Source organism: Gammaproteobacteria bacterium, assembly GCA_019911805.1.
In the GTDB taxonomy this organism is placed as follows: domain Bacteria; phylum Pseudomonadota; class Gammaproteobacteria; order Thiohalobacterales; family Thiohalobacteraceae; genus JAHJQQ01.
Genome location: JAIOJV010000074.1, coordinates 146,316 through 158,866, shown reverse-complemented (window position 1 = coordinate 158,866; position 12,551 = coordinate 146,316). Strand labels below are relative to the sequence as shown.

At 63.4% G+C, this 12,551-nt stretch carries 8 protein-coding genes; 6 read left to right on the top strand and 2 right to left on the bottom strand.

Annotated elements, in window-relative coordinates:
- Positions 1-338 precede the first annotated feature (338 nt).
- From amrS to mog, 3 genes are all read left to right on the top strand, one after another.
- A complete protein-coding gene (gene amrS, locus K8I04_08535) occupies positions 339-1,436 on the top strand; it encodes an AmmeMemoRadiSam system radical SAM enzyme (GenBank protein MBZ0071752.1) in 1,098 nt (365 codons plus the stop codon).
- A gap of 206 nt (positions 1,437-1,642) precedes the next feature.
- Positions 1,643-2,137 (top strand): retroviral-like aspartic protease family protein, encoded by a 495-nt coding sequence (locus K8I04_08530; GenBank protein ID MBZ0071751.1) that lies wholly within the window; start codon positions 1,643-1,645, stop codon positions 2,135-2,137.
- Between the two features lie 123 nt (positions 2,138-2,260).
- A complete protein-coding gene (gene mog / locus K8I04_08525) occupies positions 2,261-2,800 on the top strand; it encodes a molybdopterin adenylyltransferase (GenBank protein ID MBZ0071750.1) in 540 nt (179 codons plus the stop codon).
- Between the two features lie 156 nt (positions 2,801-2,956).
- On the opposite strand, the gene glgB is transcribed toward mog, so the two are convergent.
- Positions 2,957-5,146 (bottom strand): 1,4-alpha-glucan branching protein GlgB, encoded by a 2,190-nt coding sequence (gene glgB / locus K8I04_08520; protein MBZ0071749.1) that lies wholly within the window; start codon positions 5,144-5,146, stop codon positions 2,957-2,959.
- Positions 5,147-5,327: 181 nt separating this feature from the next.
- On the opposite strand from glgB, the gene glgC reads away from it, so the two are divergent.
- The 3 genes from glgC to malQ are packed head-to-tail and all read left to right on the top strand — an operon-like array spanning position 5,328 to position 9,803.
- Complete coding sequence (gene glgC / locus K8I04_08515) at positions 5,328-6,596, top strand: glucose-1-phosphate adenylyltransferase (protein MBZ0071748.1); 1,269 nt, start codon at positions 5,328-5,330, stop codon at positions 6,594-6,596.
- The gene (locus K8I04_08510; GenBank protein MBZ0071747.1) at positions 6,586-8,307 is read left to right on the top strand and encodes a glycoside hydrolase; all 1,722 of its coding nucleotides are present in this window, start codon (positions 6,586-6,588) and stop codon (positions 8,305-8,307) included. The genes glgC and K8I04_08510 overlap by 11 nt, the downstream gene beginning before the upstream one ends.
- Before the next feature lie 11 nt (positions 8,308-8,318).
- Positions 8,319-9,803 (top strand): 4-alpha-glucanotransferase, encoded by a 1,485-nt coding sequence (gene malQ / locus K8I04_08505; protein MBZ0071746.1) that lies wholly within the window; start codon positions 8,319-8,321, stop codon positions 9,801-9,803.
- A 40-nt stretch (positions 9,804-9,843) separates the two neighbouring features.
- Here malQ and glgP read toward each other — a convergent pair whose 3' ends face one another.
- On the bottom strand, positions 9,844-12,405 hold the full coding sequence (gene glgP / locus K8I04_08500) for an alpha-glucan family phosphorylase (GenBank protein ID MBZ0071745.1): 2,562 nt from the start codon (positions 12,403-12,405) through the stop codon (positions 9,844-9,846).
- Positions 12,406-12,551: the final 146 nt, after the last annotated feature.

Below are 12,551 nucleotides of genomic sequence, written 5' to 3'. Positions count from 1 at the left end.
CGGTCCATCGATCGATGGATGACAACAACGATGGTCAGGTATTGCTATTATGCAGTTGTGCATCACCTTTCAGTCGCTGCCGGTGCCTGTGAAAAACATAGGTCATTGCCCGTATTTTTCCAGACACTTTCGTGGCACATATGATTTTTTGAATGAATACTATGACTTGCACCGGATGGGCTCGTCCGCGCCAGGTGTGCAGCAGTGAATGTCGTACCCTTGCACTTCCTGCCAGCGCCTATACTGGGGGCTGCACGAGGGGTGCGGAGTGACGAAAGAATTGCACTTTCTGCTTGCGCCTGTACCGGGGTCTGCAGGCTCATTGAGGCGTTGATTCGATGACGAACGCTTGGGAAGCCGCAGCGGTGGTTCCGACCAAGTACTGGCATACGCTCGACGACGGCCGGGTGCAGTGTGATCTGTGTCCGCGTTTCTGCAAGCTGCGCGAGGGGCAGCGCGGGCTGTGCTTCGTGCGTGCCAATCAGAACGCTGCCATCGTGTTGACCACCTATGGCCGTTCCAGCGGCTACTGCGTGGATCCCATCGAGAAAAAACCCTTGAATCATTTTCTCCCGGGCACGCCGGTACTGTCGTTCGGTACCGCAGGCTGTAATCTCGCCTGCAAGTTCTGTCAGAACTGGGACATCAGCACCTCACGTGAGATCGATACGCTGGCCGCTGCCGCCTCACCGGAGAAGATCGCGCGGGTCGCCGCCGCGCTCGGCTGCCGCAGCATCGCCTACACCTACAATGATCCGGTGATCTTCCATGAATATGCCATCGACGTGGCACAGGCCTGTCACGAACGTGGTATCAAGTCGGTCGCCGTGACGGCCGGTTATGTGACTGCAGAGCCCCGCAAGGAGTTCTATCGCTACATGGATGCGGCCAACGTGGATCTGAAGGGCTTCACGGAAGACTTCTACTGGAAGCTCTCCGGTGGCCATCTGCGGCCGGTCCTGGAGACGCTGGAATACCTCAGGCACGAGACGCAGGTCTGGTTCGAGCTGACTACGCTGCTGATCCCCGGCCATAACGATTCCAGCGACGAGATCGAGCGCATGTGCCGCTGGGTGGTCGAGCACCTCGGTCCGGGGGTCCCCATGCACTTCAGTGCCTTCCATCCGGATTGGAAGATGTCGGATGTGCCACCGACACCGGCGGCCACCCTGGCGCGGGCGCGCCACATTGCCCTCGAGCAGGGCGTGCGGTATGCCTACACCGGCAATGTGCACGACCCGGGCGGGCAGAGTACCTACTGTCATCAGTGTGGTGAACTGCTGATCGCGCGCGACGGCTACGTGCTCGGTGACTGGAATCTGACACCGGCGGGTGGCTGCCGGCGCTGCGGTACGCCACTGGCCGGTGTCTTCGAGGCCGTCCCCGGTCGCTGGGGCGCCCGACGCCAGCCGGTCGACATGACACACTACGCCTGATCACGCCCCTGCGACCGCCGGCCCCGTGCGTGCGGGCACCCAGAGTGCGTACCAGCTCTCACATCCCGCCCGTGCCGATCAAGCCCCCCCTCCACCCCGCCGCTAAGCCGATCTGAACGTCGGCAGTCCCAGCAACTGGCCTGATCGTTGCAGGCGCTGAGCACTGAGCACGACCCGCACTGCCGCGCAACCTTGGCGAGGGACTTATGCAGCACAGCAGACACTGGGCGGTCCTGGCCGCCACCATCGTGGCCGGACCGGCGGCCGCCGCCGATTTCGACAGCAACATCCCCATGCAGGAGCGGGGCGCGGCAACGTACTATGTAGCGGGGGAGATCGCGGGTGTCGGCGCCGTCGATCTGATGGTCGACACGGGCTCCGGGTATATGACGATCAACGAAGAGACGCTGGGGATACTGCGGGAAGCGGGCGGGGTGGTCTACGTCAAGGAGTTGTCCGGTATCCTCGCCGACGGCAGCAGAATGACGGTGCCGGTATACCGTCTGGGCCAGGTGCGGATCGGCCCGGTCTGTACGCTCTACGACGTCGAGGCGGCGGTGTTCCCCGGCAAGACCCGGCAGATCCTCGGTTTGAGCGCCCTGCGGCAGGCGGCGCCGTTCATCTTCTCCATGGATCCGCCCAAACTGGTGTTGAGCAACTGCGTCGAACGGGTGGCCGAGGCGGGCGGCAAGACCTCCTGAAGGCCTTGCCACCGGTCCACCGGGAGGTCAGCACGCTGGCCGTCCCGGTCAACCGTTTCCCTCCCGACGAACTTCCGCGCCTTGCTATACTGCGACGTCCGTACCGTTACCGAGGGGAATCCCATGAGCCGGACGTCGGCCCGCATAGGCATCGTGACTGTGTCCGACCGCGCCAGCCGCGGCGACTACCAGGATCTCGGTGGACCGGCCATCCGCGACTGGTTGACGCGCGCACTGACCTCGCCGTGGGAGCCGCTGCTGCGACTGGTCCCGGATGAGCGTCCGGAGATCGAGGCCGTGCTGCGGGACCTCTGTGACCGGGAGAACTGCTCTCTGGTGGTGACCACGGGCGGTACCGGCCCGGCGCCGCGCGATGTCACGCCCGAGGCGACCGAGGTGGTGATCGAAAAGCACCTGCCGGGCTTCGGCGAACAGATGCGTGCCGTGTCGCTGCGACATGTGCCGACCGCCATCCTGTCGCGCCAGCTCGCCGGTATCCGTGGGCGTTCATTGATCATCAACCTGCCGGGCAAGCCCGCTGCCATCGCGGAATGTCTGGAGGCGGTGTTCCCGGCCGTGCCCTGTTGCATCGACCTCATCGGTGGCCCGTTCCTGACCACCGACGAGGCGGTGGTCAAGGCGTTCCGGCCGAAGCAGACGTAAAGGCCACTTCAACCACGAAGGACACGAAGGGCACTAAGGAAAACCTCGATAAGTGTAAAACCGTGAATCCCCTCCCCACTTTATGGGGGAGGGGATTCTGCGATCAACACTCGTCGAAGTTTTCCTTCGTGGTTGAATTTCTGCAACAGAACTCCGTCACCCTTCCCGCTTCAGCACCACCCCCGCGAGCGGCGGTAGGGTGAGGGCGATGGAGTATGGGTGACCCATCCACGGCGTGGGTTCGGTGTGCAGGATCTGTTCGCCGACGTTACTGCCCCCGTAGAAGAGTGAGTCCGAGTTCAGCAGTACCCGGTAGCGACCGTGCTCGGGTACCCCCAACCGATACTCCTCATGCACCACCGGCGTGAAGTTGAAGACGTTCACCAGGAGCTCGGCCTCGGCGTGGCGCTGGTAGCTGATGACCGACTTCGCGGCGTCGTGGCAGTCGATCCAGGCGAAGCCTTCGGCCTCGAATTCGCAGGCGTGCAGCGCGGGTTCGTTCCGGTACAGGTGGTTGAGGTCGCGCATCAGGCTGTGCACGCCGGCGTGCGGGGCATAGTCCAGTGCCTGCCATTCCAACGGTGCGTTGCAGTTCCATTCCGAGCGTTGCCCGAACTCTGAACCCATGAACAGCAGTTTTTTACCCGGATAGGTCCACATGTAGGTGTACAGCAGGCGCAGGTTGGCGAACTGCTGCCATTCGTCGCCCGGCATCTTGTGCAGCATGGACGACTTGCCATGCACGACCTCGTCGTGTGAGAAAGGCAGGACGAAGTTTTCGGTGAAGGCGTACAGCAGGCCGAAGGTGAGCTGGGCATGGTGGTAGTGCCGGTACACCGTGTCTTTGCTGAAATACACCAGGGTGTCGTGCATCCAACCCATGTTCCACTTCATCGAGAAGCCCAGGCCACCGACGTAGGGGGGGCGTGTGACCTGCGGCCAGGCGGTGGATTCCTCGGCGATCATCAGCGTGCCGGGATGGCGGCCCTGAGTGACTTCGTTGAGCTGACGGAGAAAGTCGATCGCCTCCAGGTTCTCGCGCCCACCGTAGATGTTCGGGAGCCAGTCGCCGGCATCGCGTGAATAATCCAGGTAGAGCATCGAGGCGACGGCATCCACGCGCAGGCCGTCGATATGGCACTCCTCGATCCAATACAGGGCGGACGAGAGCAGGAAATTGCGCACCTCGTTGCGGCCGTAGTTGAAGATCAGGGTGCCCCAGTCGCGGTGTTCGCCCCGCCGCGGGTCCGCGTGTTCGTAGAGCGCGCTGCCGTCGAAGCGGGCCAGGGCGTGGTCATCCTTGGGGAAGTGGCCGGGTGCCCAGTCGAGGATGACGCCGATGCCGTGCTGATGGCACTGGTCGACGAAGAAGCGGAAATCGTCGGGCGTACCGTGACGGCTGGTCGGTGCGTAGTAGCCGGTGGCCTGATAGCCCCAGGAATCGTCCAGCGGGTGTTCCGTGATCGGCAGCAGTTCGATATGGGTGAAGCCCTGGTCCTGCACATACGGGATAAGCTGCTCGGCCAGCTCGCGATAGCTCAGGAATCTGCCCTGCGGGTCGCGCCGCCAGGAGCCGAGATGCACTTCATAGATCGACATGGGCGCATGCAGCCAGTCGTGGTCGTGGCGCGCGCGCAACCAGTCGGCGTCATCCCATGCATACTCATCGATGTCCGGGACGCGCGCGGCGGTGCCGGGGCGGTACTCGAATTCCTGCCCATAGGGATCTGTCTTGAGGTGGATGCTGCCGTGTTCGCGGTTGCGGATCTCGTATTTGTAGAACTGTCCCGGTGCGAGGCCGGGAATGAACAGCTCCCAGATACCACTGCCACCGCGCACGCGCATGGGGTGGCGGCGCCCGTCCCAGCCGTTGAAGTCGCCCACCACACTGACCCGCTCAGCGCTCGGTGCCCAGACGGCGAAGCGGACACCGTCGATGTCGTCGCAGCGATGTGGGTGGGCACCCATGAAACGGTAGGCGTGCCAGTGCCGGCCCTCGCCGAACAGGTGCAGGTCGAAGTCGCTCACCTGCGCCGGGAAACAGTAGGGGTCGTAGGCCGTTCGCGTGGCACCGTGGTCATCGACCCATTCCAGACGGTAGCGCTGTGGCACGGTGCCGGCGCGTCCCTGCCAGGTGAAGAAGTCGGAATTTGGTATCCGGGTGAGCGCCGCGTCGGTCTCGACCAGCCGTACGCCCCGTGCCCCCGGCAGATAGGCCAGGACACGCTCGCCACCACCGTGTGGATGGCGTCCCAGCACAGTGAAGGGGTCATGATGCCGGGCCGCGGCGATCTGACGAAGGTCGGGTCCGAGTAGGTCGATCGGCGGTTTCGCGGTCTGAGACATGGCCGTCGCTGGGAGTTGGCTCGCATACGCCCGGGATGGGCAGAATGCCATTCCAAGTTGGTGGGTGGATGGTACCATAGAGCCGTGTACGGGGCCCTGCGGGGGATGCTGGACCGCAGGGCAGTACCGGCGTTGGGCAGGTAATGAGCCCAATGCCGACATTCAAGGGAGATTTATGAGCATGCGTACCGGACACACCCGGCGCTTCGTCAGCCGCCTCACCCGCAATACCCTCGCGCTCATCCTGGCGGGAGGGCGGGGATCCCGCCTCAAACACCTGACGCTATGGCGCGCCAAACCGGCGGTACCTTTCGGGGGTAAGTTCCGCATCATCGACTTCCCGCTGTCCAACTGTCTGAATTCGGGGATCCGCAGCATCGGTGTCCTCACCCAGTACAAGGCGCACTCGCTCATCCAGCATATCCACCGTGGCTGGAATTTTCTGCGCGGTGAGTTCGGCGAGTTCGTCGAGTTGTTGCCGGCGCAACAGCGCATCGAGGTGTCGTGGTATCAGGGGACGGCCGACGCCGTCTACCAGAACCTCGATATCATCCGTAACCATCGGCCGGATTTCGTACTGATCCTGGCCGGGGATCACATCTACAAGATGGATTACGGCCCCATGATCGCAGAACACGTCAAGCGCGGTGCTGACATGACGGTCGGCTGCATCGAGGTCGACCTGGCGCGCGCCAGCGCCTTCGGTGTCATGAGCGTGGACGACGAGGGCTGTGTAGTGGGTTTCCAGGAAAAACCCGAACAGCCTGCACCCATGCCAGGACACACGGACGTCGCACTGGCCTCGATGGGCATCTATGTCTTCAACACGGAATTTCTCTATCAGGAACTGATCCGCGATGCGGACGACGACGCATCGGAGCACGATTTCGGTAAGAACGTCCTGCCGCACATCATCAAGGACAGCAAGGTGATCGCTTATTCGTTCCGTGACGAGGAGACCGGCAAGCAGGCCTATTGGAGGGATGTCGGTACCGTGGATGCCTTCTGGGAGGCCAACCTGGAACTGATCGGTGTCACCCCGGAGCTCAATCTCTATGATGAGGAGTGGCCCATCTGGACCTATCAGGAACAGCTGCCACCCGCCAAATTCGTCTTCGACGACGATGACCGGCGCGGTATGGCGGTGGACTCCATGGTCTCCGGTGGCTGCATCGTCTCCGGTGCGCGGGTGCGCCATTCGCTGCTGTTCTCCAACGTGAGGCTGCACGCGCATACGGTGGTCGAGGACACCGTGGTGTTGCCCAACGTGAACATAGGCCCGGACTGCCGTATCACGCGCGCAGTCATCGACAAGGGCTGCCGGATCCCGGCGGGCACGGTGGTCGGAGAGGACCCCGTCGAGGATGCACGGCGCTTCCATGTCTCGGAGGGGGGTGTCGTGCTGATCACACCGGAGATGCTTGGCCAGGAGCTGCACCATGTCCGCTGAGCCGCGCCTGAACGTCGTGTTGTGCTGGCACATGCACCAGCCGCAGTACTGCAACACCGTCAGCGGGGAGTATCTGCAACCCTGGACCTACCTGCACGCCATCAAGGACTACGTCGATATGGCGGCGCACATCGAAGCCAGCCCCGGGGCGAAGGCGGTGGTGAACTTCGCGCCCATCCTGCTCGATCAGCTCGCCGACTATGCCGGGCAGGTGCGCGGCTTTCTGCGTGAAGGCAGCGCCATCCGCGACCCGCTGCTGGCGGCGCTGGGTGCGGCCAGCCTGCCGCTGGAACCAGAGATGCGCCTGCGGCTGGTGAAGGCCTGTCTGCGTGCCAACAAGACACGCCTCATCGACCGCTTCCCGGTCTACAAGCGACTCGCCGAGCTGGGGCAATGGTGCAGCGAGCACAGCGAATCGATCGGCTACATCACCGATCAGTTCGTGGCCGATATCCTGGTCTGGTATCACCTCGCCTGGCTGGGCGAGACGGTGCGGCGTGCCGACGCGCGCGTGGCCGAATTGATGCAGAAGGGCAGTGGCTACTCACTGCATGACCGACATACCCTCATGACCATCATCAGCGGGCTGCTGTCGGGTGTCATCGGTCGCTATGCACGGCTGGCGCAGGCGGGAAAGATCGAGATCTCCGTGACGCCCTACGCACATCCGATCGTGCCGCTGCTGCTGGATCTGCAGACGGCACGTGAAGCCTTACCGGACGTGCCGCTGCCGCAGCTCGATGCGTATCCCGGCGGTGCCGAACGCATCGACTGGCATCTGCGCGAGGCCGTCGCCACCTGTCAGCGGCATTTCGGCTTCCGCCCGCGGGGCTGCTGGCCATCGGAGGGCGGGGTCAGCACCGCCACGCTGAAGCAGTTGCACGCGCACGGCTTCCACTGGACGGCGAGTGGCGAGAGCGTACTGGTCCACAGCCTGGCGCGCAATCCGCAGCGCCAGAACACCCCGCGCGAGCAGTCCCTGTATCGGCCGTACCGCGTACAGAAAGATGGAACCGCGTGTTTCTTCCGCGATGATGGCCTGTCCGACACGATCGGCTTCACCTATTCCACCTGGCATGCCGACGACGCCATCGCCAACCTGGTCCACAATCTGGAGAACATCGCCGCGGCCGGACAACCTGACGCGCAGCGCATCGTCTCCATCATCCTCGACGGCGAGAACGCCTGGGAATATTACCCGGAGAACGGCTACTATTTCCTGAGCGCTCTCTACCGGCGGCTCAGCGATCATCCCCGTATCCGGCTCACCACGTTTTCTGAATACCTGGACAGCGGCGGCGAGCCCACACCCCTTACTCAATTGGTGGCGGGCAGCTGGGTGTACGGTACCTTCTCCACCTGGATCGGCGACCAGGACAAAAATCGTGCCTGGGAGATGCTGGGTGACGCCAAGCGCATGTTCGATGCCAGCGTCGCCAGTGGCCGCCTGACGGCGAACGAGTTGGCCGAGGCACAACATCAGCTGGCCATCTGTGAGGGCTCCGACTGGTTCTGGTGGTTCGGTGACTACAACCCGGCGGAGACCGTGCACGATTTCGACCACCTCTACCGCATGCACCTCGCGAATCTGTATCAGTTGCTCGGCAAGACGCCGCCGGAATATCTCACCCAGGTCTTCTCTCATGGCAGCACGAGGCCCGAACCGCCAGCGCACGGTGGTGTGATGCGCCGCGGGCAGCAGAGCAGTTGACAGGAGAGTCGATGACGCATCGCTACGAGGAGGCGTCGCCCTTCACCTGTCGCCGCGCAGGCATCCTGCTGCATCCGACCTCCTTTCCAGACAGTGCCACCGGTGCACTGGGTGTGGAGGCACGGCGCTTCGTGGATTTTCTGGCGGCGGCCGGCGTGTCGGTCTGGCAGATGCTGCCACTGGGGCCGACCCATGCGGATTGCTCTCCCTATCAATGCACCTCCGTACATGCCGGCAATCCACGGCTGATCTGTCTCCACGGGCTGGTCGAGCGTGGCTGGCTGGGGTCCGTTGCGGCGCCACCGGTCGAATTATCGGCGGCGTGGCAAGCGGCACGGCTGCGGGCAGCGTATGCCGGCTTTGGCGAGCGGGCGCAGGCGGACGACCGGCGCGCCCTCGAGGCCTTCATCGACCAGCACCGCACGTGGCTCGACGACTTCGCGCTCTACGAGGCGCTGCGTAACGAACACGGGCAGTGCGTCTGGTCGGACTGGCCCGCGCCCCTGCGCGACCGTCAGCCGGAGGCAATGGCCGCCGCACGGGTGCGCCTGGCAGCGGTCATTGCCCAGGTACAGTTCGAACAGTTCGTGTTTTTCACCCAGTGGCACGCGTTACGCGACTACGCGGCGCGCCGCGGCGTGCTGCTGTTCGGCGATATGCCGATTTTCGTCGCCTACGACAGTGCCGAGGTCTGGGCGCGGCGTGAATACTTCCGGGTCGATGCCGAGGGCCACCTCGAAGTCGTGGCCGGTGTGCCGCCGGACTATTTCTCGGCGACCGGTCAACGCTGGGGTAACCCGCATTATCGCTGGGACCGCATTGAACAGGATGGTTTCGGCTGGTGGATCGAGCGCATGCGTACCCAGCGCGAGTTCTTCGATCTTATCCGCATCGATCACTTTCGCGGTTTCGAGGCGCATTGGGAGATCCCCGCGCAGGCCGTGACCGCCATCGATGGTCAGTGGGTGAAGGGTCCGGGTGAGCGCCTGTTCCAGGCACTGCTCGATACCTTCCATGACCTGCCCCTGGTCGCGGAGGATCTGGGGATCATCACGGCCGAGGTCGACGCGCTACGTATGCGTTTCGGCCTGCCAGGCATGAAGATTCTGCAATTCGCCTTTGGCGGTGCCGCGGACAACCCCTACCTGCCGCATAACCACGAGCGGCTGAGCGTCGTCTATACGGGCACACATGACAACGACACGAGTCTGGGCTGGTATGCTGGCCTCGACGAGGTCACGCGCACGCACCTGCACGACTATCTCGGCCACCCGTCCGAGCCCATGCCCTGGCCGCTGATCCGCACCGCCTTCGCATCGGTCGCCGCACTCGCCATCGTACCGCTGCAGGACGTGTTGTCGCTGGGCTCGGAACACCGCATGAATACGCCGGGTGTGGCCGAGGGCAACTGGCGCTGGCGGTTTCAATGGGATCAGCTGCCGCAGAAACTCGCCGAGCGTGTCCGTCAGCTGACGACGCTGTACGGCCGCCGCTGATGATGGGCTTCTTGCACGGTATCCGACACACCGCCGATCCTTACAGCCACAGCATGCAGCCCATCTCGAAGGGATGACTGAGCAGCGGGTGTGTCGGAAACATGCGTAGCTTGTAGCGCTGCAGGCCGGGCAGCGGTGGGATCAGGTCCAGGCGGAACAGCGTCTCGCCATCGTCGCCGCTGCTGGCCGGCGCGAAATCGAAGTGTGCTTCACCGATGAACTCGCCATGTTCGTTCTCCTTCCCGACGACGCACTCCACGCGTACGTCCGACGCTTTCAAATCGTGCAGACGGGCGGCGACGGTGATCGGCACGGTATGCCCGGAACGGATTGCGTCCGGCGGGGCATCGACCAGCCGTAGCGAGATCTGCGGCCAGGTATGCTGTACGTGGGCCTTCCAAGCGGCGAGATCACGGGCGCCGCTGCACTGGTTGGCGGCGAGTTTACGACATTGTGCGCTGGCGGGGCTGTAGAAGCCACGGACGTAGTCCATCACCATGCGTTCTGAATTGAACTGCGTCAGGATGGACTTGATGGAGGCCTTGGACATCCGTACCCAGCCCTCGGGATAGCCTTGCGTATTGCGCTGGTAGTACAGCGGTATCACCTGGTGTTCGAGGATGTCGAGCAGTTCGTTGCCTTCTTCGTGATCGCGGTAGCCGGCATCGAACTGTGCGCCGTGCGGCGTGATCGCCCAGCCATTCTCGCCGTTGTAGCCTTCGCCCCACCAACCGTCCAGTACGCTGAGGTTGATGACGCCGTTGAGACCCGCCTTCTGCCCTGAGGTCCCGCTGGCCTCCATCGGGTATTCAGGGTTGTTGAGCCAGACGTCGACGCCGGTGACCAGTTTGCGGGCCAGCGCGATATCGTAGCCCTCGACCAGGATGATCCGGCCGATGAACTCGGGGCGGCGCGAGAATTCATGGATCACCTGTATCAGACGCTGCCCCGGCAGATCACTGGGATGCGCCTTGCCGGCGAAGATCAGCACGACCGGGCGGTCGGGGTTGTTCAGCAGACGCTCCAGCCGCTGGGGGTCGGCGAACAGCAGCGTCGCCCGCTTATAGCTGGCGAAGCGACGCGCAAAGCCGATGGTCAGGACGTCGCTTGCCTCCACGGAGAGATATTGCGTCATGCGCTCGATCAAGGTCTCAGAGCAGCCGTTGCGGCGGTGCTGCCAGGTGATACGACGCTGTACCTCCGCCAGCAGCTTGCCGTTCAGCCATTGGCGCAGGCTCCAGAAGCTGTGCTCCGGGATATCGTCGAGACGTTCCCAGTAATCCCGGTTCAACAGCTCGTTGTCCCACCCGCGACCGAAGCGCATGTCGAACAGATTCGTCCAGTCGCGCGCCAGAAAGGTCGGTACATGCACGCCGTTGGTGACGTACCGCATGGGGTTCTCACGGGCCGGGATCTGTGGCCAGATATAACTTTCCATCTGCGAGGCGACGCCGCCGTGGATACGGCTGACGCCGTTGTGGAAGCGCGAGCCGCGCAGTGCCAGGGCCGTCTGGTTGAAACCGTACGGGATATTCGGGCTCGCCCCCAGTTGCAGAAACTCGTCCATGTCGATGCCGAGCTCCTTGACGTACCCGTCGAAGTAGCTCGTGATCAAGGCATGGTCGAAGATGTCATGCCCCGCGGCCACCGGCGTATGGGTGGTGAACACCGTGCCCGCAGCGACCAGTTCCAGGGCACTGGCGAAATCCAGGGGGCCCTTGCGCACCCATTCGCGGCAGCGCTCCAGGATCTGGAAGGCCGCATGACCTTCATTGATATGCCATACGGTGGGTTTCAGGCCAAGCGCGCGGATCGTGCGCACCCCACCGATGCCGAGCACGATCTCCTGCTGGATGCGGGTGGTGATGTCGCCGCCGTAGAGCTGATAGGTAATGGCCCGGTCGGTATCCTGATTTTCCGGCAGGTCGCTGTCGAGCAGATACAGCTTGATGTGACCGGCCTTGGCCTCCCACACCTTGAGCATGACCCGGCGGCCGGGCAGATCGACGAAGACATGCAGATCCTGGCCGTTCTCAACCCGGGCCGGGCGGATGGCGAGATTGGCAAAATTGGTCGGGGCGTAATGTGCGATCTGGTTGCCATGGCCGTCGATGGTCTGGTTGAAGTAGCCCTGGCGGTACATGATGCCGACGGCGACAAAGGGGATGCGCAGATCACTGGCGGCCTTGCAGTGATCGCCGGCGAGGATGCCCAGGCCGCCGGAATAGATGGGAAGACTCTCATGCAGGCCGAACTCGGCACAGAAATAGGCGACCAGATCCGCTTCCGGATCGAGATACTCTTCCACCCCGGTGGGCAGTGCCTCCTCGTGGTAGGTGTCGTAGGCCGACAACGCGCGGTTGTAGTCCTCGATGAAGACGCGGTCCTCGGCCGCCTCGTCGAGGCGTTGTTGCGAGACCCGGCGCAGGAACAGCTTGGGATTGTGGCCGCAGTCGTCCCATAACTGGTTGTCCAGACGCCAGAACAGGGCGCGCACCTGACGGTCCCAGCTGTAGAGCAGGTCCTCGGCCAATTCCTGCAGACGGCCAAGGCGCGCGGGCAGCATGGGTTGGACTTCAACGGAAAAGTGGGTGCCTGCCATAGTGTCGGATATGCCCTTGAGTCGAGCGTGCGCCCCCAAGGCGCCCGCGTGGGTCGTATACCGGTATCAACCCCAGGAGCGTGGGTTCCATGCCGGTGATACGGGTTGTGCGGACGCGGTGGCCCGCATGGGGGGGAACATCTACG